This window comes from Bradyrhizobium sp. JR3.5 (genome assembly GCF_054057015.1).
The window spans coordinates 2,162,185-2,183,464 of record NZ_JBSRYV010000002.1 but is presented as its reverse complement, the minus strand read 5'-3'; the positions used below and the strand labels follow the sequence as shown (position 1 = coordinate 2,183,464).

The 21,280-nt window shown below is 64.5% G+C and carries 20 protein-coding genes and 5 pseudogenes; 18 read left to right on the top strand and 7 right to left on the bottom strand.

Annotated elements, in window-relative coordinates; genetic code table 11:
* Positions 1–33: 33 nt before the first annotated feature.
* The 8 genes from ACVWW1_RS27360 to ACVWW1_RS27325 all read left to right on the top strand — a co-directional run bounded on the left by ACVWW1_RS27360 (position 34) and on the right by ACVWW1_RS27325 (position 8,751).
* Positions 34–792, top strand: coding sequence for an SDR family NAD(P)-dependent oxidoreductase (locus ACVWW1_RS27360; RefSeq protein ID WP_456660687.1), 759 nt, complete (start codon positions 34–36; stop codon positions 790–792).
* Positions 793–956: 164 nt separating this feature from the next.
* Positions 957–1,763, top strand: coding sequence for an enoyl-CoA hydratase/isomerase family protein (locus tag ACVWW1_RS27355; RefSeq protein ID WP_456660686.1), 807 nt, complete (start codon positions 957–959; stop codon positions 1,761–1,763).
* Between the two features lie 41 nt (positions 1,764–1,804).
* Positions 1,805–3,673 carry an AMP-binding protein gene (locus tag ACVWW1_RS27350; protein WP_456658052.1) on the top strand — a complete coding sequence of 623 codons (1,869 nt, stop codon included), beginning with the start codon at positions 1,805–1,807 and terminating at the stop codon, positions 3,671–3,673.
* Between the two features lie 117 nt (positions 3,674–3,790).
* Positions 3,791–4,918, top strand: coding sequence for an acyl-CoA dehydrogenase family protein (locus tag ACVWW1_RS27345; RefSeq protein WP_456658051.1), 1,128 nt, complete (start codon positions 3,791–3,793; stop codon positions 4,916–4,918).
* A 119-nt stretch (positions 4,919–5,037) separates the two neighbouring features.
* The gene (locus tag ACVWW1_RS27340) at positions 5,038–6,285 is read left to right on the top strand and encodes an acyl-CoA dehydrogenase (protein ID WP_456658050.1); all 1,248 of its coding nucleotides are present in this window, start codon (positions 5,038–5,040) and stop codon (positions 6,283–6,285) included.
* A 28-nt stretch (positions 6,286–6,313) separates the two neighbouring features.
* Positions 6,314–7,558, top strand: coding sequence for an acyl-CoA dehydrogenase (locus ACVWW1_RS27335; RefSeq protein ID WP_456658049.1), 1,245 nt, complete (start codon positions 6,314–6,316; stop codon positions 7,556–7,558).
* 2 nt (positions 7,559–7,560) lie between these two features.
* Entirely contained in the window at positions 7,561–8,271 is a 711-nt protein-coding gene (locus ACVWW1_RS27330) for a nitroreductase (protein ID WP_207834753.1), read from the top strand.
* A 69-nt stretch (positions 8,272–8,340) separates the two neighbouring features.
* The gene (locus tag ACVWW1_RS27325; RefSeq protein WP_456658048.1) at positions 8,341–8,751 is read left to right on the top strand and encodes a hypothetical protein; all 411 of its coding nucleotides are present in this window, start codon (positions 8,341–8,343) and stop codon (positions 8,749–8,751) included.
* On the opposite strand, the gene ACVWW1_RS27320 is transcribed toward ACVWW1_RS27325, so the two are convergent.
* Entirely contained in the window at positions 8,748–9,743 is a 996-nt protein-coding gene (locus ACVWW1_RS27320; RefSeq protein WP_456658047.1) for a helix-turn-helix transcriptional regulator, read from the bottom strand. The two genes, ACVWW1_RS27325 and ACVWW1_RS27320, sit on opposite strands and share 4 nt — an antisense overlap.
* An 83-nt stretch (positions 9,744–9,826) precedes the next feature.
* Here ACVWW1_RS27320 and ACVWW1_RS27315 point away from each other — a divergent pair, with 83 nt between their 5' ends.
* Complete coding sequence (locus ACVWW1_RS27315) at positions 9,827–10,480, top strand: glutathione S-transferase family protein (RefSeq protein WP_456658046.1); 654 nt, start codon at positions 9,827–9,829, stop codon at positions 10,478–10,480.
* Between the two features lie 123 nt (positions 10,481–10,603).
* A pseudogene (locus ACVWW1_RS27310) lies at positions 10,604–10,930 on the top strand (DUF6157 family protein); the annotation flags it as partial.
* 350 nt (positions 10,931–11,280) lie between these two features.
* Here ACVWW1_RS27310 and ACVWW1_RS27305 read toward each other — a convergent pair.
* Together ACVWW1_RS27305 and ACVWW1_RS27300 are read right to left on the bottom strand one after the other, a co-directional pair.
* On the bottom strand, positions 11,281–12,066 hold the full coding sequence (locus ACVWW1_RS27305) for an enoyl-CoA hydratase/isomerase family protein (RefSeq protein WP_456658045.1): 786 nt from the start codon (positions 12,064–12,066) through the stop codon (positions 11,281–11,283).
* Between the two features lie 11 nt (positions 12,067–12,077).
* Positions 12,078–13,191, bottom strand: a pseudogene (locus ACVWW1_RS27300) (cyclic nucleotide-gated ion channel).
* Between the two features lie 318 nt (positions 13,192–13,509).
* Here ACVWW1_RS27300 and ACVWW1_RS27295 point away from each other — a divergent pair.
* Together ACVWW1_RS27295 and ACVWW1_RS27290 are read left to right on the top strand one after the other, a co-directional pair.
* Positions 13,510–14,178 (top strand): Crp/Fnr family transcriptional regulator, encoded by a 669-nt coding sequence (locus ACVWW1_RS27295; protein ID WP_176528717.1) that lies wholly within the window; start codon positions 13,510–13,512, stop codon positions 14,176–14,178.
* 29 nt (positions 14,179–14,207) lie between these two features.
* Positions 14,208–15,077 carry a DUF6537 domain-containing protein gene (locus tag ACVWW1_RS27290; protein ID WP_456658044.1) on the top strand — a complete coding sequence of 290 codons (870 nt, stop codon included), beginning with the start codon at positions 14,208–14,210 and terminating at the stop codon, positions 15,075–15,077.
* Between the two features lie 116 nt (positions 15,078–15,193).
* On the opposite strand, the gene ACVWW1_RS27285 is transcribed toward ACVWW1_RS27290, so the two are convergent.
* Genes ACVWW1_RS27285 through ACVWW1_RS27275 form a run of 3 tightly spaced genes read right to left on the bottom strand, consistent with a single transcriptional unit; the run spans position 15,194 to position 15,903 of the window.
* Positions 15,194–15,415, bottom strand: a complete 222-nt coding sequence (locus ACVWW1_RS27285) for a hypothetical protein (RefSeq protein WP_207834763.1) — start codon at positions 15,413–15,415, stop codon at positions 15,194–15,196.
* Positions 15,416–15,461: 46 nt separating this feature from the next.
* Positions 15,462–15,677 carry a hypothetical protein gene (locus ACVWW1_RS27280; protein WP_456658043.1) on the bottom strand — a complete coding sequence of 72 codons (216 nt, stop codon included), beginning with the start codon at positions 15,675–15,677 and terminating at the stop codon, positions 15,462–15,464.
* Positions 15,678–15,711: 34 nt separating this feature from the next.
* Positions 15,712–15,903 (bottom strand): hypothetical protein, encoded by a 192-nt coding sequence (locus ACVWW1_RS27275; protein ID WP_176528720.1) that lies wholly within the window; start codon positions 15,901–15,903, stop codon positions 15,712–15,714.
* Positions 15,904–16,210: 307 nt separating this feature from the next.
* Here ACVWW1_RS27275 and ACVWW1_RS27270 point away from each other — a divergent pair, with 307 nt between their 5' ends.
* The 4 genes and pseudogenes from ACVWW1_RS27270 to ACVWW1_RS27255 all read left to right on the top strand — a co-directional run bounded on the left by ACVWW1_RS27270 (position 16,211) and on the right by ACVWW1_RS27255 (position 18,192).
* A complete protein-coding gene (locus ACVWW1_RS27270) occupies positions 16,211–16,417 on the top strand; it encodes a hypothetical protein (RefSeq protein WP_456658042.1) in 207 nt (68 codons plus the stop codon).
* Positions 16,418–16,449: 32 nt separating this feature from the next.
* Complete coding sequence (locus tag ACVWW1_RS27265; RefSeq protein ID WP_456658041.1) at positions 16,450–16,887, top strand: PRC-barrel domain-containing protein; 438 nt, start codon at positions 16,450–16,452, stop codon at positions 16,885–16,887.
* 200 nt (positions 16,888–17,087) lie between these two features.
* Positions 17,088–17,847 (top strand): annotated as a pseudogene (locus ACVWW1_RS27260) (Crp/Fnr family transcriptional regulator).
* A 102-nt stretch (positions 17,848–17,949) separates the two neighbouring features.
* Positions 17,950–18,192 (top strand): hypothetical protein, encoded by a 243-nt coding sequence (locus ACVWW1_RS27255; RefSeq protein ID WP_176528724.1) that lies wholly within the window; start codon positions 17,950–17,952, stop codon positions 18,190–18,192.
* Positions 18,193–18,520: 328 nt separating this feature from the next.
* Here ACVWW1_RS27255 and ACVWW1_RS27250 read toward each other — a convergent pair.
* Positions 18,521–19,923, bottom strand: a pseudogene (locus ACVWW1_RS27250) (TAXI family TRAP transporter solute-binding subunit).
* A 419-nt stretch (positions 19,924–20,342) separates the two neighbouring features.
* Here ACVWW1_RS27250 and ACVWW1_RS27245 point away from each other — a divergent pair.
* Positions 20,343–20,700, top strand: a pseudogene (locus ACVWW1_RS27245) (DUF3307 domain-containing protein).
* A gap of 171 nt (positions 20,701–20,871) precedes the next feature.
* A complete protein-coding gene (locus ACVWW1_RS27240; protein ID WP_176528727.1) occupies positions 20,872–21,279 on the top strand; it encodes a hypothetical protein in 408 nt (135 codons plus the stop codon).
* Position 21,280 lies beyond the last annotated feature (1 nt).

The following is a 21,280-nucleotide window of genomic DNA, read 5'->3' as shown; positions in this document are numbered from 1 at the left end:
AGAAACGCTCAAGGAAAGGTTGCTCCCATGCAGTTGAAAGAGAAAGACGTTGCCGTTCTCATCACCGGCGGTGGCTCCGGCCTCGGTGCCGCCACCGCGCGCGCCATGGCCGCCAAGGGCGCCAAGATCGGCGTGATCGACCAGAACAAGGAAAACGCCGAGAAGGTCGCCGCCGAAGTGAAGGGCGTTGCCCTGCACGCCGACGTCACCGACGAGGATGCGATCAAGGCCGCGATCGCCAAGGCCGAGGCCGCGCACGGCATCGCGCGCGTGCTGATGAACTGCGCCGGCATCGGCGGCTCGCAGCGCATCGTCGGCAAGGACGGCGTCTATCCGCTGGCGAAGTTCGTCCGCATCATCAACGTCAATCTGATCGGCACCTTCAACGTGCTGCGGCTGTTCGCCGAGCGGCTGGCGACCGAAGCCCCGATCGGCGAGGAACGCGGCGTCGCGATCAACACCGCGTCGGTTGCCGCCTATGAAGGCCAGATCGGCCAGATCGCCTATTCGGCCTCGAAGGGCGGCGTCGTCGGCCTCACGCTGCCGGCTGCGCGCGACCTCGCCAGCCTGAAGATCCGCGTCAACACCATCGCACCCGGCCTGTTCCTGACGCCGCTGCTGATGGGTCTCAACGAGGAAGCCCGCAAGAGCCTCGGCGCCCAGGTGCCGCATCCGGCCCGCCTCGGCGATGCTTCCGAGTACGGCAACCTCGCCGTTCACATCGTCGAGAACCCGATGCTCAACGGCGAAACCATCCGCCTCGACGGTGCCATCCGCATGGCGCCGCGCTAAGCCACAAACTCGACTGTCGTCCCGGCGAAAGCCGGGACCCATACTCCGCGGCGTCTGTAACAGGCAAACCTGGCAGACGCCGCGCAAAAACACCAAAAGCCTGTGGTTATGGATCCCGGCTCGCGCTTCGCTTGGCCGGGACGACGGTCGGGAGGACCATGCGCGTGTCTCAGCCGCTGCTGATCGAACATCACGACGGAACAGATTGGGTCACGCTCAATCGCCCGGAAAGCCTGAACGCGCTCGATCCCTCGCTGATCGATGCGCTCAATGTCTACTTCCAGGGCCTGCAGCGCAATCGCGACACCCGTGTCGTGGTGCTGAAGGGCGCCGGCGCGAATTTCTGCGCCGGGCTCGATCTCAAGCACGCGATGGCGCGCCGCGGCGGCCAGACCGAGCCGCCCGGCGTCACCGAGTCGCTGGACTCGCAGCGCCGCATTGCCGACATCGTGATGCTGATGCGGCGCTGTCCGCAGCCGATCATCGCGCTGGTGCAGGGTGCTGCGGCCGGCGGCGGCTTCGCGCTGGCGCTCGCGGCCGACATCCGCATCGCCGCGAAAAACGCGCGAATGAACTGCGCCTTCATCAAGCTCGGCCTCGGCGGCTGCGATATCGGCACCAGCTACTTCCTGCCGCGCCTCGTCGGCGTGTCGGTCGCCTCCGAACTGATCCTTACCGGGCGCTTCATCAACGCGGACCGCGCGCTTGCCGTCGGTCTTGTGTCTGAAGTGGTTGAGGCGTCCGATCTCGACACTGCGGCCAATCCTTATGTCGACGCGATGATGACGGCCTCGCCGGTCGGCCTCCGCCTCTCGAAGGAATGCATCAACATGAGCGTCGATGCCGGCTCGATCGAGGCCGTGATCGCGATGGAGGATCGCAATCAGGTGCTGTGCAGCCGCTCGGAAGATTTCCAGGAAGGCATGAAGGCCTTTCTCGAGAAACGAAAGCCTGTCTATATCAGGCGCTGAGAACAGATCCTCAAAAGGACGAGAATTCCGGGAGACGCAAAATGGATGGAGACGCGGCGATGCTGACGAAGCCTGTCTTCCGCAAGGTGGATTGGCTCGCGCGTGACATCGCGGTCGAGCGGCGCGCCGACGGGACCGTCGTCCTGAAGTCGCGGATCCCGTTGCAGGCCTACGAGACGCACATTCCGGCCTATCTCGCCAAATGGGCGGCACAGGCGCCGGAGCGGATCTGGCTGGCGCAGCGCGGTGGTCCCGACCGGCAGTGGCGCAAGCTCTCCTATGGTGAAGCCAAGCGCACCGTCGATGCGTTGACGCAGGGCCTGCTCGATCTCGGCATCGCCGACGGCCGGCCGGTCGCGATCCTGTCCGGCAATTCGATCGAGCACGCGCTGATGACGCAGGCTGCGATGCAGGCGCGGCTGCCGGCCGCGCCGGTGTCGCCGGCCTATTCGCTGATGAGCCAGGATCATCTCAAGCTCAAATACCTCTTCAACCTGATCAAGCCCGCCGTCGTGATGGTGCAGGACGGTCCGACCTTCGAAAGGGCGCTGAAGGCGATCGATCTTACCGGCATCACGGTTGTTCACGTGCAGCGTCCCTGCGAGGGGATCAAGAGCGTGTCCTTCGCCGAGCTCGCGACAACGCCGGTGACGGTCGATGTCGGCGCGTCGATCGCGAAGATCGCGCCCGACACCGTCGGCAAGCTGCTGTTCACCTCGGGCTCGACCGGCATGCCCAAGGCCGTCATCAACACCCAGCAGATGATGTGCGCCAATGCGGCGATGATGATGCAGGTGCGTCCGCGGGAAACGGCGGGGCCGATCCCGACCGTGCTCGACTGGATGCCGTGGAATCACACCATGGGCGGCAACGCCGCGTTCAATCCGGTGCTGGTCGACGGCGGCACGCTCTATATCGATGACGGCCGGCCGATGCCGGGGCAGCTCGAGGAGACCATCAGGAATCTGCGCGAGGTGTCGCCGACCTATTACGCTAACGTGCCGGCCGGCTATGCGGCGCTCGCGGCGGCAATGGAGAAGGACGCGGCGCTTTGCGCGAGTTTCTTCAAGAACCTCTCAATTATGGCCTATGGCGGTGCCAGGCTGCCCGACGATCTCTATGACCGGATGCAGGCGCTGGCGGTGAAGACCACGGGCGAGCGCATCGTGTTCTACACCGGCTGGGGCTCGACCGAGACCGCGCCGACCTCGACCGGCACCTATTGGGACACCGAGCGCGTCGGCTTGATCGGCCTGCCGTTCCCCGGTGTCGAGCTGAAGATGGTGCCATGCGGCTCGAAATACGAATTGCGGCTGCGCGGCGTCAACGTCACGCCGGGCTATTTCGGCCAGCCCGACCTCACGGCAAAGATGTTCGACGAGGAGGGCTTCTACTGCATCGGCGATGCCGGCGTGTTCGTGCACCCCGAGGATCCGCTGCAGGGCATCATCTTTGCCGGCCGCGTGGTCGAGGACTTCAAGCTGACCACCGGCACCTTCGTCCATGTCGGCTCGCTGCGCACCGATGCGATATCAGCCGCGACGCCGGTCGTGCATGACGCACTGGTGGCGGGGCAGGATCGCGAGTTCATCGGCCTGCTGTGCTGGCCCAACCTGCATGCCTGCCGCCAGCTCGTCGGCAATGCGGATGCGAGCTATGAAGACGTGATCCGGCATCCCGAGGTGGTCGCCTGTCTCAGGAAAGGCTTGCAGGCGCACAATGCATCTTGCACCGGCAGCAGCATGCGGATCGCGCGTGCGATGCTGATGGTCGAGCCGCCGTCGATCGACGGCAACGAGCTCACCGACAAGGGCTACATCAACCAGCGCGCCGGCCTCGAACGCCGCGCCGCACTGGTGGAGAGGCTATATGCCGACAAGCCCGGTGATGAGGTGATCATTTTGAACTGATCGTAGGATGGGTAGAGCGTAGCGAAACCCATCATCTCTGACCAAGCCATCGATGGGTATCGCTTCGCTCCACCCATCTGACGATGCCAACGAACAACAGCAACGCGGGTAAGCGCCATGAATTTCGATTTCTCCGACGAACAGAAGCAGATGCGCGACGAGGCGCGGAAGTTCCTCAGCGAGCAGTGCCCGCCGAAGGCCGTGCGCGAGGTGCTCGACGGCAAGGCGCCTTACGACAAGGCACTGTGGAAGGGTCTCGCCGAGATGGGCTTCCTCGGCGTCGCGATCCCGGAGAAGTTCGGCGGCGCGGGCGCCGGCCATCTCGAGCTCTGCGTGATCGCGGAGGAAATGGGCCGCGCGCTGGCGCCGGTGCCGTTCTCCTCCACGGTCTATCTCGCCGCCGAAGCGCTCCTGATCGCAGGCAGTGACGCGCAGAAGCAGAAGTGGCTGCCGAAGATTGCCTCCGGCGATGCCATCGGCACGCTGGCGCTGTTCGAGGGCAAGGGCAATCCGTCGCCGAAGGCGATCAAGGTCACGGCCAATGGCGGCGTGCTCAACGGCGTCAAGAAGCCGGTCGCCGACGGCGCAATCGCCGATTTCGCCGTTGTCGCCGCCCGCACCGGCTCAAGCGGTCGCGAGTCGGACATTTCGTTGTTCATCGTCGACCTCAAGGCCGGCGGCGTCGAGGTCAAGTCGCTCACCAACATCGATTTGACCCGCGGCCAGGCCGAGATCACCTTCAAGGATGCCAAGGCCGAGCCGCTCGGCGCCTCAGGCGAGGGCTGGGGTGTGATCACCCAGGTGCTGGATCGCGCCGCCGTGTTGACGGCGTTCGAGCAGGTTGGCGGCGCCGACCGCGCGCTGGAGATGGGCCGCGACTATGCGCTCGACCGTATCGCGTTCGGCCGTCCGATCGGCTCGTTCCAGGCGGTCAAGCACATGCTGGCCGACATGTATGTCTCGGCGACCCTGGCGCGCTCGAACTGCTACTACGGCGCCTGGGCGCTCTCGACCAATGCCGGCGAATTGCCGGAAGCGGCCGCCGCCGCGCGCATCAGCGCAACGCAGGCGTTCCAGCACTGCGCCAAGAACAACATCCAGGTCCATGGCGGCATGGGTTTCACCTGGGAGTTCGACTGCCACATGTACTACCGTCGCGCCAATGCGGTGGCGCTCGGTCTCGGCAGCCTGTCCTATTGGGAAGATGCGCTGATCGACCGCATGCGCAAGAAGAACGCGGCGTAAGGATTCGCAACTTGTAGGATGGGTAGAGCGCAGCGAAACCCATCATGACGCGGGTGGTCCGACGGATGGGTTTCGCTTCGCTCTACCCATCCGACGACACCGGCGAAGGATGATAGACCATGAATTTCGACGACACCCCGCGGGAGGCCGCATTCCGCGCCGAGGCGAAAGCCTGGATCGCGGCCAATGCGCCGAAGCAATATGAGGAGGAGCTGCGCAAGGCCTCGCTCGGCCGCGTTCAGCTCAAGGGCGCCAACATTCTCGAGGTCGCGAAGGCCTGGCAGAAGAAGAAGGCCGACGCCGGCTGGGCCTGTCTGCACTGGCCGAAGGAGTATGGCGGCCGCGGCTCGTCGCCGATCGAGCGCGTGATCTGGCAGCAGGAGGAGGGCCCGTTCGGCCGCCTCAGCTCGATGTTCATCATTGGCCACGGCATGTGCGGCCCGACCATGATGGCGTTCGCCGGCGAGGAGCAGAAGCGCAAATATCTGCCGCCGCTCGCCTCCGGTGAGAAGGTCTGGTGCCAGCTGTTCTCCGAGCCGGCCGGCGGCTCCGACGTCGCAGGCCTGCGCACCCGCGCCGAGAAGCAGGGTGACGAATGGGTGATCAACGGCCAGAAGATCTGGACCTCGGGCGCGCATTACTCCGATTACGGGATCCTCTTGACCCGCACCGATCCCAATGTCGCAAAGCACAAGGGCCTCACCATGTTCTTCCTGGACATGAAGAGCCCGGGCGTTGAGGTCAGGCCGATCAAGCAGGCGAGCGGGGCCTCCGACTTCAACGAGGTCTATTTCACCGACGTGCGGATTCCGGACTCGCAGCGGCTCGGCAATGTCAATGACGGCTGGAACGTGTCGCTGACGACGCTGATGAACGAGCGGATGTCGATCGGCGCCGGCGTCGCGACCGGCTTCCCCGAACTGTTCGACTTCTGTAACAGCCTGATGCTGGAGGATGGCCCCGCGATCGAGAACCGCGCGGTGCGCGCGAAGCTCGCGAACTGGGCGGTGAAGGCGAGCGGGCTGAAATACACCAGCATGCGCGCGATCTCCGCGCTCTCCCGTGGTGAACGTCCGGGGCCTGAGAACTCGATCGGCAAGCTGGTTGCCGGCTCGATGATCCAGGACGTCGCAACCTACGCGCTCGATTTGCAAGGCGCCACCGGCGCCTTGACCGGACCCGAGGATGCCGAGGTCGCCGGCAAGTTCCAGGCGATGCTGCTGCGCGCGCCGGGCACCCGTGTCGAGGGCGGCACCGACGAGATCATGCGCAACATCATCGCCGAGCGCGTGCTGGGCCTGCCCGGCGACATCAGGGTCGACAAGGACGTTCCCTTCAACAAGATCCCGACCAAGGGCCGCGCCTGAGCGCGTGGAAAATCAAAAGAGGTTCGCCATGAATTTCGATGACACGCCGCAGGAAGCCGATTTCCGCGCCATCGCCCGTAACTGGATCGCGGCCAATGCGCCGAAGGAGTTCGAGGACGAGCTCTCGAAGTCCTCGCTCGGCCGCATCAGGCTTGCCAAGCACGACATGGTCGAGGTCGGCAAGGCCTGGCAGAAGAAGAAGGCCGAGGGCGGCTGGGCCTGCCTGCACTGGCCGAAGGAATATGGCGGCCGTGGCGCCACCCCGATCGAGCGCGTGATCTGGCAGCAGGAAGAGGGCGTCTACGGCAAGCTGACCCAGCCGTTCCAGATCGGCGAGGGCATGTGCGGCCCGACCGTGATGGCCTGGGGCAGCGAAGAAGCCAAGCGCCGCTATCTGCCGAAGCTCGCGTCGGGCGAGGAGATCTGGTGCCAGCTGTTCTCCGAGCCGTCGGCCGGCTCCGACGTCGCCGGCCTGCGCACCCGCGCCGAGAAGAAGGGCGACAACTGGGTCGTCAACGGCCAGAAGATCTGGACCTCCGGCGCGCATTACTCCGACTACGGCCTTCTGATCGCGCGCACCGATCCGAATGTGCCCAAGCACAAGGGCCTCACCATGTTCTTCCTCGACATGAAGAGCCCGGGCGTCGAGGTCAGGCCGATCAAGCAGGCCAACGGCATGCAGGAGTTCAACGAGGTCTATTTCACCGACGTCGTGATCCCGGACAGCCAGCGCTTAGGCGCCGTCGGCGAGGGTTGGAGCGTGTCGCTGACCACGCTGATGAACGAGCGCATGTCGATCGGATCGCGGCTAGCGACCGGTGTCCCTGAAATGTTCGAGTTCTGCTCCAATCTGATGCTGGAGGATGGCCTTGCGATCGATGATCCGGCGGTGCGCTCCAAACTTGCGAGCTGGGCGGTGAAGGCAAGCGGGCTGAAATACACCAGCTATCGCGCGATCTCGGCGCTGTCGAAGGGCGAGCGGCCCGGTCCGGAGAATTCTATCGGCAAGCTCGTCTCCGGCCTGATGCTGCAGGACATCGCGACCTATGCGATGGACCTCGAGGGAGCGGCGGGCAGCCTCACCGGGACCGACGAGGAGCAGGCCAACGGCCAGTTCCAGCAGATGCTGCTGTCGTCGCCCTCGATGCGTATCGCCGGCGGCACCGACGAGATCCTGCGCAACATCATCGCCGAGCGCGTGCTCGGGTTGCCGGGCGACATCCGGGTCGACAAGGATGTGCCCTACAACAAGATCCCGACCAAGGGGCGTTGAGCATGGATGCCACCACCAAGCCGCGTTTCGCGACCGAAGACCGCATCGGCGCGCTCGAGGAATTGCTCAACGAGCGCTACTCGGTGCGCGCGTTCGAGCCGCGCGAGGTGCCGCGCGACGTCATCGAGCATATCCTGACGACCGCGCAGCGCACCGCGTCGTGGTGCAACAGCCAGCCCTGGGAAGTCCTGATCGTCTCCGGTGAGGCCAAGGAGCGCTTTCGCAAGGCGATCTATGCCGAGGCCTCGCGCGGCCTCGGCGAGGACTACGACTTCACGCCGCCGCGCGAATATGTCGGGGTCTATCTGGAGCGCCGCCGCGAGAGCGGCTTCCAGCTCTACAACACGCTCGGTATCGCGCGCGGCGACAGGGCGGCCTACGCAAAACAGGCGCTGGAGAACTACAATTTCTTCGGCGCCCCGCACATTGCCGTGATCCACACCAACGAGCCGCTTGGCATCTATGGTGCGATCGACTGCGGCGGTTATGTCTCGAACTTCATGCTGGCCGCGCAGGCGCTCGGGCTCGGCACCATCCCGCAGGCCGCGATCGCACGCCATTCCGGCCTGATCCGCCGCCATTTCAACCTGGCTGGGGATCGCCGGGTTGTCTGCGGTATCTCGTTCGGCTATGCGGATCATGCGCACAAGGTGAACAGCTACCGCACGTCGCGCGCAACTATGGCGGATACTGTCACATTTATGGATGTATAGTTTCCTCAAGGCGGGAAGGTCGGCTCACCTTCCCGCCGAGGACAAGAAGAAACGACGACTAGAACAACAATGGCGAATAACGCCTCCCTGACGCCGGCGGAGATCAGCTGGCAACTGCACCATCTGCCTGCGCTTGAGCGCGACGCGTTCATCGCCGCGCATTATTTGGGACAGCCCGTTGCCTGGAAGACCCGCTTCTTCGACGCGATCGATTGGGGCGCGGGCTCCGTGCTGCAATTCAGCTTTCTGCAACGCGGCTGGCATCGCCATTCCCGGCTCGACAACCCGATCTATGCCTATATCGACATCGAGCAACATCCGGAAACACGCGGCCTGCGCCGCGGCCGTCGGATCGACCTCGAGGGCACAATCAAGGGCGTCGACTTCGTGACCGGGATTACGCTCACGCTCGACCGGTTCGAGATCCTGCCGGTCAACTTTCTCGACCGCTTCGTCATCAGCTCCGACAGCCGGTATTAACGGCGGGCAGCGCGGCGCGGCGGCGCGTCGGCGTAGCGCGCGGCCATCGCGCCCGCCAGCTCAGCCATCTTCTCGCGCAGCTCCGCGGGCGCGATCACCTCGGCCTCGGCGCCAAGCCGCAGCAGCTCCGAGGCGGCGTGCCACACCGTCTTGCCGACCGGCATGGTGGCGACGCGCCAGCCGTCGGGCTCGACGCTCTCGGCAAGCCGCATCCGCGCCTTCACGTAAGGATGGCCCAGCGCATCGAACAGCTGCAGCCCCAACGGCGACAGCCGCACCGTGGCCTCGTTCGGATGCAGCTCGGCCTCGAGCCGCGTGATCGAGGCGCGCCAGTAGGTCGCGAGATCGAACTCCGCCGGCCGCGCGAACGGCGTCTCCAGCACCGTGCAATCCAGCACTCGCGCGACCCGATAGGTGCGCACATTGCCGTCGACGAGGCCGGCGAGATACCAGCTGCCGCCCTTCAGCACGAGGCCGAGCGGCGCCACGCGCCGCCGCTTCTCGGCTTTCCAGCTCTGGTAGCGGATCTCGATCAGGGTCTCGCGCAGCACCGAGGCCGCAATGGCGCGCAGATGCTTCGGCTCCTCGGTCTCGCCGAACCAGCCGGGTGCGTCGAGATGGAAGCGCTGCTGCATCCCTCTCGCGTTGGGGCGAAGATTCTCCGGCAGCGCCGCCATCAGCTTGGTCTGCGCCGCCGCCATCGCGGCATCGAGGCCGAGCGCGGCGGCGGGGCCGGGCAGCCCAGCCATGAACAGCGCCTCGGCCTCGCCCTGCGATAGCCCGTTCAGCCGCACCCGATAGCCGTCGAGCAGCCGGTAGCCGCCCTCGGCACCGCGGTCGGCATAGACGGGGACGCCGGCGGCCGCGAGCGCATCGATGTCGCGATAGATCGTGCGCACCGAGACCTCGCAGGCCTCGGCCAGCTCGGGCGCGGTGACCTGTCCCCGCGCCTGCAGGGTGGTGAGGATGGAAAACAGCCGGCTCGCGCGCATGGGAAGATCATACCTGACACAAGATGTCAGGTATAGGCGGACATAAGGAGGCCATGCCCCTGACGGCGCAAGGAGACCCGCTGATGACCACCGCTGCCACCACCGACCGCGTCACGCTGTATTACTCGCCACAGAGCCGCGCCACCGGCACGCGCGTGCTGCTGGAGGAGCTCGGCGCGCCCTATGATTTGCACATCCTCAACATGAAGGCGGCCGAGCAGCGCAAGGACGCCTATCTCGCGATCAATCCGCTTGGCAAGGTACCGGCGATCCGCCATCACGACGCGCTGGTGACCGAGCAGGTCGCGATCTTCATCTATCTCGCCGATCTGTTTCCGCAGGCGGGCCTGACGCCCGCGCTGAACGACCCGCGCCGCGGCCCGTATCTGCGCTGGATCGCCTATTACGGCGCCTCGTTCGAGCCGGCGGTGATCGACCATTTCATGAAGCGCGAGCCGGCGCCGATCACGCAGTCGCCCTACGCCGATTACGACACCATGCTGGGCGCGCTTGAGGCGCAGCTCGCAAAGGGGCCCTATCTCTTCGGCGAGGAGATCACGGCGGCCGACATCCTCTGGGGCATCGCGCTCAGCTGGACCATGATGTTCGGCATCGTGCCGAAAAGGGACGCCTTCGTCCGCTATTCCGAACGCATCTCCGCGCGCCCGGCTTTCATCCGGATATCGAAGGCCGACGACGAGATGGCGGCGCAGCATGCAGCCGCCGCGGGCGTGTGATACGGATCGTGTCGATGGCGAAACCGCTGTACAGCACCAACTGCTTCAACACCCTGATCCGCCGTCGCCGAGGATTGCCCGGCGCAGTGCGGCGAGGAGCCGCAGCCGCGTGGCGGCCAGCCCACGGTCGCCGTGCTGCAATTCCGGATGATCGCAGGCGCGCCGTACAAATACACCTCCGACGACGTCGTGTTCGCGACCTCGTCGGCCGGCCGCGCGCTCGACGCAAAGGCGGCGAAGAAGGCGCGCAGCCTCGCCCGCGAGACGTTCTTCTCGCGCGGCCAAGCCTGCATGCGCGCCTCGCCGCTCGGCAAACGGTTTGGCTGGGGCGTTCACGCCGACGCCGAGGGCCGCATAGCGATCTACGCCGTCGACAGCAAGCGCTACCAGGCGCTGGCCCGCGACCCGGAGATCGCGCAGACGCGCGCGATGCGGTCGAAGCGAGCGTGAGGGGACGCTGCTCTCATCCTCCCCTGGAGGGGGAGGATCGACGCGAATGAAATGAGCGGCGAGGTGGGGTGAAAATCTTCCCGCTCGGGCACTGCCCGCGTTGAGGGATCACCCACCCCGTCTCACATTCCGCTGCGCTCCATGTGAGCCGACCCTCCCCCTCCAAGGAAGAGTGAAGCATCGGCAAATTCCAGCCAGGCCCGTCATCCCCGCGCAAAGGCGAAGCCTTTGTCGCTGGAGGTGCGAGCGGAGCGAGCCGCGAAGGATGTACGGCCACAGTGGGGCCGTCGACCCTTCGAGAAGCGCTACGCGCTCCTCAGGGTGACGGTATTGAGAGTGGGCGAGCCCAACTAAAACCTCGGTGCCCGCTTCTCGGCGAACGCCTTGATGCCTTCCTTGATCTCGTCGCCGCGCATGCTGTCGCGGTGGCGCTGGTCGGCGGCGGCCTCATCCAGCGCGCCACGGGCGAATTCGTTGATTGCGCGCTTCATGCCGGCCATCGCCTTGGGCGCATTGCCGGCCAGGATCGTGGCGAGCTTGTCGACCTCCTCGTCGAGCAGGTCGAGCGACACCATCGCGGTGAGGTAGCCGATCCGCAGCATCTCCGGCGCCGTGATCTTCTGCGCGGTCAGGAACAGCATCTTGGCGTTGTCGACGCCAAGCCGTGTGACGTAGCGCTGGATGCCGCTCTTGTAATAGTGCAGCCCGAGCCGCGCCGCGGGCATGAACATCTCTGCGGTGTCGACGCCGATGCGGAAGTCGCAGGCCAGCGCGAGGTCGGTCGAGCCGCCATAGACGCCGCCATTGAGTCTGCAGATCGTCGGCACGTTCAGATCCTCGAGCCGGTTCACCACCACCTCGAACGCCGAGCCCGCACTCTGCTGCTCGCTCTCGCTCACCGCGCGCTCGGCCACTGAGTTGAGATCGTAGCCGGCGGAGAACGCGCGGCCGGTTCCGGTCAGCACCAGCACGCGGATTGCGGGATCGGTCTCGATCCGGTCGAACAGCCTGACCAGCTCGCCGAGATCCTCGGCCTGCAGGCGGTTGAGATGCTTCGGCCGGTTGAGGCGGATCGTGGCGCGGGCGCCCGCAATTTCGAGCACGGGTCCGCTGGCGGTGTCGGCCGCGTCGGCCATCTTGGTCTCCATCATTGGTTCTCACGTTCGCGCCGCTTCGCCTCGGCGTCGATGGTCTCGGCGAGATCGGGATGCCTTGCCATCAACAGGCGGAAATCGACGAGGTCAAGCACCAACAGCCGGGTCACCTTGCTGGTCGAGACACTGGCGCCCCGCTTGGCGTTACCGAGCAGCGCCATCTCGCCGAAGAACGCGCCTTCGCCGAGCTTCACCTTGCGTCCGGGCAGGTCGACCTCCACCTCGCCGGCGGCGACGAAATACATGCAGTCGCCATTGGTGTCCTTGCGGATGATCATGGTGCGCGGCGGCAGGTCCATGGTCCGCAGCACCTGGGTGACGTCCGCGATCGCGGCCGGGCCGAGATGCGCGAAGAACGGCACCTTGCTCACGGTCTCCCAGGTTCTCAGAAAATTGTCGCGACGGGTTTCCGCGGCAAAGCCGGTCGCCAGAATACCGGTCCACAGCCCGAACACACCGAGGCCCGAGATCATCACCATGGCAGCGACCATGCGGCCGAGCGGGGTGATCGGCACCACGTCGCCATAGCCTGTCGTGGTCAGCGTCACCACCGCCCACCACAGCGCCGCCGGCACGCTGCCGAAGGTCTGGGGCTGGACGTCCCGCTCCAGGAAATATTCGGCGACCGAGGCCAGGAACACCACCATCAGGAAGATCACGAGCACGCTGAGCAGCGGGCCGGATTCCACCACGAGCACGCGCCGGAGCTGGCGCAGGCCGGGAATGCCCGGCACCACCTTGAGCACCCAGAGCACGCCGAGCAGCCATGCGGTTTTCGGCTCGATGCCGCAGATCAGGGCCAGCGGCACCGCCAGCGCGCCGACCGCATCGACGACGCCTGCGCTGGACAGCGCGTAGAACCAGAGCTTGTCCTGCCGCCGCATGTGCCGCAGCCGCACCAGCCATTCGAACACGAAATAGGCAAGGCAGGCCCACAGCAGCGCATCGACCCAGTGCGGGGACCGTGTCATAAGCCGGCGCGACCGTCAGCAGCGTCATCGTGGCGACACCGACCGTGACCGCGACATAGGCCGCCTTGGTCATGTTGCGGCCGGCGGTGGCGGATATGAAGCGCGTCAAGGCCGGAAGGACGAGCGGCTTGGACATCGGAACGGAGCTTGCCTGTCGCTGAACTGCTGGAATTGAGGCCCCTGCGAATGGCGGAGCCTGTGTCACAACGTGCCTCTCCCGGTTGAGGCCGTCAACGCGCAGGCGGTGGCGGGATGGTCGCGGCGAAAGTCCCAAATGTTGGACGAATGGCCTAACCATGTTGGCCCGTTCTTGCGCCCGCGAATGTGAGAAATCAGACAAATCGTCGCTTTTTCACCGTATATCAGGGATGCTGGTCACCGATGCGACCTTGGCCGGAATGAAGCGACTAATAAGGCGATCTTGTTCACTTCTTGAGAAATTGGTTGGTTTCCGATGGATACCTCACATCTCGCGGAGCACGCCGGCGCCGCCGGCAGTTTCTTTGCATCGATCTTCGTGGTCGCCACGCTGTCGATGCGGACCATGATCCCGTTGCGCGTCTTCGCCATCCTGACCAACATCATCCTGATCGCGACCGCCGTCCCGACCCACAATTACGCGACGCTGATCCTGCATGCCGTGCTGCTGCCGGTGAACACCTATCGTCTGCACCAGATGCTGCAACTGGTCCGCAATGTGAAGAAATCGGTCAACAGCGATCTGTCGATGGACTGGCTGAGGCCGTTCACGACCGAGCGCAAATGCACCGCGGGCGAAGTCCTGTTCTACAAGGACGAGAAGGCCGACAGCATGTTCTACATTGTCAGCGGCCGCTTTCGCCTGGTCGAATCCGGCATCGAGCTGCCGGTCGGCGCCCTGGTCGGCGAGTTCGGCATGCTGTCGCCGTCGAACACGCGAACCCAGACGCTGGAGTGCGTCGAAACCGGCATGGTGCTGTCGGTGACCTATGACCAGGTCGAGCAGCTTTACGTTCAGAACCCGGCGTTCGGCTTCTACCTCCTGCGTCTGTTCAGTGCCCGCCTGTTCGAGAATATCTCGACACTCGAGCAGCGGCTCGCACAGCACGCCACCCCACAGGTCGCGGAGCCAAAACCTGCATGAGCCCCGCGACGAGTTCTGGAGGCGCCGCAGTGCCGGATGACGACAGTCTGCTGGCTTCGCTTCGTTACCTGTTTGCCGATATCATCGGCGATGAGGACGAGGGGCCGCCGGTGCTGCCCGACGCCTGCCCGGACCACCTCGGGCCCGCGGTCACCGAGGCCATCGATCTGTTGATCGCCTATCAGAGCACGAGCTACGCCCAGCTCTATATCGACCGGCTCAAGCGCTTCGTCGGCCGCCGCGGCGTTGACGACGCGCTGCTTGCCGAGATCGCGCGGCTGATGGCCGAGCGCATGGCCTATGAAGACGCGATCCGCATCGCGCAGCTCAAGCTCGGCGAAGTCAACGCGGCGGGTGGCCTTGCGGCGCGCTCGGCCGACGACGTCAAGAAGCTCCGCTTCGACGAGTTGATCGACGCCCTGCCTGCGATGGTCGCCGATCCGATCCTCGCCGTGCTGGATCAGCTCGGCTGGCGCCGCCGCCGGGTCTCGATCAGCTTTAGGGCCAACACCCGCTTCAGCATTCGCCGGCTCAGGATCGAGGCGGGCCTCAAGCGCTGGCGGCTGTTCTCGGGGCGTTACGCCAAGGAGCGGATCTGGGTCGAGCGCTGGCTGCACATGATCGACCGCAGCCTGACCAAGCAGCCAGGCGCGGCTTCAGCGATTGTGCAGACCGCGACCATGATCCAGGGCTACGGTGATCCCTATCGTCAGGGCATCGCGGACTGGCACGTGATCATCGACGGGCTCGTCAGGCCGACCTTCGACGGCGTGCTCGCGCTTCCCGATCTTGCCGCCGCCATCACCGAGGCCCGCGCCGCCATCATGCCCGATCCGCGGCAGACGTCGCTGAAGCGCAAGGTCGCCGAGATTCGCGCGCGGGTGCCCGTAACGTCCTAGCGCCAGGCTATCCACGTCATTGCGAGCGAAGCGAAGCACTCCATCGATCCGCGTATGGGGAGGGATGGATTGCTTCGTCGCTTTGCTCCTCGCAATGACGGGGAGGCGCTCGTAATCTACCGCTTGATGTGCGGCGGCGCGTCGTAGCCGCGGCGGCTGGAATAGAACAGCAGGCCCATCAGGCCGACGCCGACCGCGACCAGCAGGGTGATCCCGATCGTGAGCATGACGATGCCGTAGGTCGGCACTGGCGCATCAAGCACCATCAAGCCTTCAAACGCGCAGGCGCCGACGGCGGCCAGGAGGACCAGCAGGCCGATGCTGATTGCAATGCGCATCGTAGCCGCCTCTGCCAAAGGCCGAGAGCAGGGCAGGTTGCGGCGGCTATTCCGCCGCGGCGGCGACTTTGGCCAGCGCCGGCTGCCCGGCCTCGAGAAGCTCGGGGAGCGTCGTCCTGCCGCTCCTGGCGCACCTGATGATGTATCTGGCAACGCGCTTGCGGGTGTCGTGTTCCTCGCCGTGCAGCGCATCGGCGCATACGCGATCCAGCGCAAAATTCATGACGGCGAGCGTATGTGAGTCGAATCTCTCCTCGATCATCGCGGCCCTCCCTATGGACCGGAGTCCGGCGCGGCTATTTGCGGAGCGTCAGCCAATCGCTGACTTCCATCACTGTCTCGGTTTGTCTGGCTTTCTTCATCAGCATTTCGCGTTCCCGTCCCGGCGGCAGCTTGCGTGCCGCAAGGCGTGCATCTTCGGCAAATTTTTGCAGGCGGTCCTCGAACGATCCGGGGGGACGCGCTCTGTTGCGTTTCTTCTTGATCATGCCGCCTCCGAACTGGAACCAGCAATTTTTGGCATGTTGCCCGGAGGCCGTCGTTAACCCATGACATCGGGCGAATTGAAAAATTACACCGAAAGATCGCAAGTGCGATCTTGAGATCGCAAGTGCGACTTAGAGATCGCAAGAGCGATCATGCGATCGCAGGAACGATCTTCGGCGCACTGCGTAACACCATGCGTTCGCTGCTTTGCTCCCCGGAAAGCGGTGAACCACTCCGGTGACGGGCCTCGGCGAAATTCATCGTCGGGGCCCGCATAGCTTCAAGGGATATCAGCCAAGGAGTTTAGCAATGCCACATTCCAATCACGGTATCGTCAAGGATAACAAGGGTCAGGAGCAGCCGGCCGACAAGCAGCGGGCGCAGAGCGCTCACAAGACCGAGCCCCGAAAGCCGCCGACGCGCGAAGCGACGCGTGATCCGAAACTGAACGACCCCGACAAGACGCCGGGCTCCGGCATGACATCAGACGATCGCGGCGATCCTCCAACGGGCTGAAACAAGCATTTTGCTGTGCAGCAAGTGGGGCAATGTGGCAGGAACGACGGTACGGCTCCGCCGTTGGCCTCGCGAGACAGCCTTGGGACATCAATGGAGAACTGACATGGCGATGGACGAGAAAGAAGGTCGGAAACCTGATCGGCAGCGACAAGGTCGAGGGCACCGCGGTCTATGGATCGGACGAGCGCAAGATCGGCTCGATCGAACGCGTGATGATCGACAAGCAGAGCGGAAGGGTGTCCTACGCCGTGCTCGGCTTCGGCGGTATCCTCGGGCTTGGCAACGACCACTATCCGCTGCCTTGGCAGTCGCTCAAGTACGACACCAGGCTGGGCGGTTATGTCACCGGCGTGACCGAGAGTCAGCTGCGCGGCGCGCCCAAATACGGCAGCGAGCGAGACTGGAATTGGGCAGATATCGGCCGCACACGCGCGGTGGATGATTATTACGGCGTGCCGCTCGTCTGAGCGGCGACGAATCCTGGAGGTCCCGCCCTTGAAGGGGCGAGGGCCTTCGGGCTGAGTTGTACGGCGCTTGAGGACGTAACCCGTTACGGCTTCTGGCGTCTGTACACTTGTGAACAGACGGAATAGTTGCGCTATGTAACATACGTTATTGAAATCGGCCCCGCGGTTACTCGATTAGATATCCGGGGAGACCAATGTCGTTGGCGTCGTTAGTTCGGAAATTGGAGCAGTTCGTACGGCTTTCGCCGGTTGATCATGCCATTCTTAATCGCGCGTCGAGCGAGCGCGTCCGCCACTTCGGGCCGCGCGTCGATATCGTTCGTGAAGGCGAGAAGCCGAAAGACGTCCACCTGATCCTGTCCGGCTGGGCCTACCGCTACAAGCAGCTGGAGGATGGCCGGCGCCAGGTGGTGTCGTTCTTCCTGCCCGGTGATATCTGCGACGTGAACGTCTTCATCCTGCGTGAGATGGATCATTCGATCGGCACCATTACCGCGGTGTCGATCGCCGACCTCTCCCGCGAATTCTTCGACAAGGTTGCAGCCGAACATCCGCGCATCGTCACCGCGTTCTGGTGGGAAACCCTGGTCAATGCCGCGATCCAGCGCGAATGGACCATGAGCCTCGGCCAGCGCACGGCGCTCGAGCGGATAGCCCCATCTGCTCTGCGAGATCTGGCTTCGTTTGCGGCTGGCCGGTCTTACTCAAGGCGACAGTTGCGACTTCCCACTGACCCAGGGCGACCTCGCCGACGCCACCGGGCTCTCCAAGGTCCACGTCAACAGAACTTTGCAGGAGCTGCGCGCCGACGGCCTGATCGTGCTCAAGGGAAAGACCCTCGCTCTCCCCAATCTCGACCGGCTGATGCGGGCAGGGCTGTTCAACCCGAACTATCTGCATATGGATCATGAGGGGCGGCAGCTCGATGCGGTCGGGATGACTGATGCCGCGGCGGGGTGATCGGGCCCGCCACCGGAGGCTGTGCCAAAATTCCCACTGGCAAAACGCGCCAGGGAAGCGTCATCTTCACCCGGCGTAAGGCTGGGGATCAGGTAAGGGCAGATGACCGAAACAGCGCGCGAATATATCGACTTTTGGGTGGAGAATAGCGTCCACGCAGCCGAGCAGTTTAGAACGCCGGGCGCGACGCAGGACGTCGAGGAATTGGTGCGACGGCTCATTGCCGGCGCCGGAGGGCAGGGCATCACGGAGGAGGCCATGCGGGACGAGGTTGGCGATATCGCCGACTACATCCGGGAAAAATTGAAGGCCGCCAACAAGGCCGAAAGCGGTCGGCAGCAGTAGTTGCAGCAGCCAAGCTGCATTCGAGCGAGATGCTTTTCCAGTGACGTCGTGCGCCCTCTGTTCGAAAGAGAATGAGAGCCACGCCTCGCATGATTCACGTCGCGAGTTTGCAGAGAGTGAATCACAGGTTGTTCAAGAGACGCAGTGTCGTCCTGGCGAAAGCCAGGACCCAGTACCCCAAATCTCAATTGTTGCGCGGCGCTGGGGCCGCGATCCCGTTCAGCACCGAAAGCGGTGGTACTGGGTACTGGGTCCTGGCCTTCGCCAGGACGACAGCGGTGGATCTGGCGCGACCGCAGGGACGGGCGTGTATGTGGCGCAACCGCCTTCACCCGTTCGCGGCCTTCACCACCACGAGATTGTCATCGACTGCCGGCGGGTGGCGTTTGAGGTGGTCGCGGCGCAGCGCGATCTCGTCGCGGACCAGTTCATAGCCGAGCTTGAAGGTGTCGAGGCCGTCGCCGGAAACGGTGCCGTCGCGCAACCCGATCACCGCGCCGCGCAGGATCGCCTCGAGCTCGTCCTGCAATTCGTCGAGATGTTCGGCGCAGGTGGTGTGCTCGACGCGCTCGCCGATGTCGAGGATCCGGCCCGCCAGTTCGCTGGCCTTCTCCGGCGCGACGCGGGTGATCTTGGTGTAGATCGCAGCGAAGATCGAGCCGATGATACTGAGCGCGGCGGCGCCGAGATACATCACGTCGCTGTAGCGATCCATGAACGATTTGGTATCGTCGTTGATGTATTCGGCCGCGCCCTGATGGGCGACGATGAAGGCGTCCTTGTCGGTCGCCGCCGGCTCGATCTTGGAGGCGAAGCCGTCGTCGAGCGCGAGCTCGGACTTGTTCTCATAGACTCGATGCGCGCGAGTTCGGCCGCCGTCGTCGTGGGCATCCAGGATTGCGCCACCAGCAGCCATTCCAGTCCGATGGTGTCGACGTCGTCGTCGGGGATCGCCGGCGAGGACGACAGCATGCCGGTCGAGACCGTCTCCTCCGAGATCGCCGGATATTTGCGCGCCAGCGCCTTGGCCTCGTCGATCGCGTTCAAGGTGAAGCCGCCGGCACGTTTGGCATATTGCTCGTAGGTCTTGTCCTTGATGATCTTGGAGGCATGCTCGATCACGACCACGGCGGCGAAGCCCGAAGCGAACAGCTTGTCGAACGGCGTGTTCGGCGGCGCCTGCTGCACCCGCTGCGCCACATCCGGGCTGTCGGAAATCTCCAGCGCGCTGCGGACGAAATTGACGCTGTTCTCGCCGTCGCCGACGACCGCGATCTTCTTTCTCTTCAGTTCGGTCAGCGACTTGATCTTCCTGCCGCCGGGGCTCAGCACCAGCACCACGTCATGCTCGAGGATCGCCATGGCGCGGGCGCGCGGCGGCACCTTTCCGTCGGTGCGCAGGATCGCAAGCGTTGCTGCGCGGCGATCGAACTGCGCCAGTGCCTTGGCGTTGTCGGGGTTCGGCGCGATCTTCAGCCGCAGCCGCGACGAATTGTTCTTCAGCACGGTGGCGAGGCGGGCGGCGAACTTGGCCTCCGGGCCCTTGGCATCGCCGACCGCAAACACCAGCGTTTCCGAATTACGCAGCCAGACCCGGCCACCGACCACGGTGATCGCGCTCAGGAACAGCGTCAGCATGGTGAAGATGATGATCTGCGCGCGGTTGCTCTTGGCGACCGGAGGGCGTGGCCGCGGCAACACTGGCGAAGGCGCGGGGGCTTCGGCACTCATGGCTGATCACCTGGCTCATCACCCGTCCGGGACGGCCCGTTGCCGCGACGGCGCGGCGCTGCCCGGTGAATCCGTAAATGACTATAAAAGAAAGAAAATTTCCTGTGCCGCCGACGATATACCTCCCTGGCGGGAATGCAAACCGGCCACCCACCGTAACCTTAATCCCGGTTCGCCTGCGCCGCGATGCCACATGACCATCGCCACTATCGACGTCCGAACCCAGATGTGATTTTCGAGGGGCCGCAGGTGCATTCCGCCGCCGGAGATGTCATAAATGACACAAGCTCCGCTTTGCGGAATTGTGCTGACGGCCTGACCCGGATTTCTTGCAATCACATTCATCGAAGTAAAAGGGCGTCAGCTTGTTGTTTCCTTCCATGTCATCGTCGGTGTCGGTTGGTGCCCTGGTGGGATGGATGTTGCTTCTCACCGCAAAGCACATCATCGCTGACTTCATGCTGCAGAACGCCTGGATGGCGATCGGCAAGGACCAGAAGACCGGCTGGGCCATGCCGCTGCTCGCGCATTGCCTGGTCCATCTCGCGGTCGCGCTGGCGCTGATCCTGGTGGTGGCGCCGCGATTCTGGTACGTCGCCTTCGTCGACTTCGTGATCCACATCATCATCCGTCGATCGTTGCAAGGGCATCTGCGCCTCGCATCTCGGCGTGACGCTGGAGTCCGGCCATCCCTGGTTCTGGACCCTGATCGGGGTCGACCAGGCGCTGCACCACCTCACCGGATTCGCGCTGTCGATCTACATGGCCGCGAACTGAGCGGCGCGCGGACGCCTCCTTCCACATCCTGTCCCTGACCATGACCCTGCTTGCTGCGGGCGGATGTGATTCGCGTGCAACGGGCAAGGGGCCCCGGAGGCGACCGGAGGCCGTGGTTAACCTTTCGTTAGAGGATTGCGCGGCATCTTCCCGATCGAGGGGGATTTGCAAATGTTTTCAAGCCGCGACGCGTTCGAGAACGATGCCTGCCCAGTTGCGGACGACCTGCTCGGCCAGATGTACCGCGCCAATCCGAACGGGCTTTCGCTGCTGGTTGCCAATGTCGCGCCCGACGTCAGGGCGATGCTCGCGCTGTTCTGCTATCGCCGCAGCCATCTGCACGCACTCGCACTGGCGATTGCGTCGAGCTGCAGCGAGTGGGAGCTGGTCAATTCCGGTGGCCGCGTCGGGTCGACGCTGTACGCTCTGTCGCGTGAGCCGGCCCGTGCTGCGACCGTGTCGCATGGCGGCCGCAAGCCGATCACGCTGTCGACCAAGCCGCTGTCGAGCTTCGCGCCTGTTGTCGATGACGAGCTCGACGACGAGGACGTCAGCGAGACGGTGACTGTGACGGCTTAAG

Bases quoted from the DNA above. Each gene is read 5' to 3' on its own strand.
- ACVWW1_RS27255 (WP_176528724.1), top strand. From the start codon at position 17,950: ATGACCGAAACAGCGCGCGAATATATCGACTTTTGGGTGGAGAATAGC.
- ACVWW1_RS27315 (WP_456658046.1), top strand. From the start codon at position 9,827: ATGACCACCGCTGCCACCACCGACCGCGTCACGCTGTATTACTCGCCA.
- ACVWW1_RS27265 (WP_456658041.1), top strand. From the start codon at position 16,450: ATGTGGCAGGAACGACGGTACGGCTCCGCCGTTGGCCTCGCGAGACAG.
- ACVWW1_RS27330 (WP_207834753.1), top strand. From the start codon at position 7,561: ATGGATGCCACCACCAAGCCGCGTTTCGCGACCGAAGACCGCATCGGC.
- ACVWW1_RS27320 (WP_456658047.1), bottom strand. From the start codon at position 9,743: ATGCGCGCGAGCCGGCTGTTTTCCATCCTCACCACCCTGCAGGCGCGG.
- ACVWW1_RS27285 (WP_207834763.1), bottom strand. From the start codon at position 15,415: ATGCGCATTGCAATCAGCATCGGCCTGCTGGTCCTCCTGGCCGCCGTC.
- ACVWW1_RS27335 (WP_456658049.1), top strand. From the start codon at position 6,314: ATGAATTTCGATGACACGCCGCAGGAAGCCGATTTCCGCGCCATCGCC.
- ACVWW1_RS27280 (WP_456658043.1), bottom strand. From the start codon at position 15,677: ATGATCGAGGAGAGATTCGACTCACATACGCTCGCCGTCATGAATTTT.
- ACVWW1_RS27275 (WP_176528720.1), bottom strand. From the start codon at position 15,903: ATGATCAAGAAGAAACGCAACAGAGCGCGTCCCCCCGGATCGTTCGAG.
- ACVWW1_RS27295 (WP_176528717.1), top strand. From the start codon at position 13,510: ATGGATACCTCACATCTCGCGGAGCACGCCGGCGCCGCCGGCAGTTTC.
- ACVWW1_RS27340 (WP_456658050.1), top strand. From the start codon at position 5,038: ATGAATTTCGACGACACCCCGCGGGAGGCCGCATTCCGCGCCGAGGCG.
- ACVWW1_RS27240 (WP_176528727.1), top strand. From the start codon at position 20,872: ATGTTTTCAAGCCGCGACGCGTTCGAGAACGATGCCTGCCCAGTTGCG.
- ACVWW1_RS27270 (WP_456658042.1), top strand. From the start codon at position 16,211: ATGCCACATTCCAATCACGGTATCGTCAAGGATAACAAGGGTCAGGAG.
- ACVWW1_RS27325 (WP_456658048.1), top strand. From the start codon at position 8,341: ATGGCGAATAACGCCTCCCTGACGCCGGCGGAGATCAGCTGGCAACTG.
- ACVWW1_RS27345 (WP_456658051.1), top strand. From the start codon at position 3,791: ATGAATTTCGATTTCTCCGACGAACAGAAGCAGATGCGCGACGAGGCG.
- ACVWW1_RS27305 (WP_456658045.1), bottom strand. From the start codon at position 12,066: ATGGCCGACGCGGCCGACACCGCCAGCGGACCCGTGCTCGAAATTGCG.
- ACVWW1_RS27350 (WP_456658052.1), top strand. From the start codon at position 1,805: ATGGATGGAGACGCGGCGATGCTGACGAAGCCTGTCTTCCGCAAGGTG.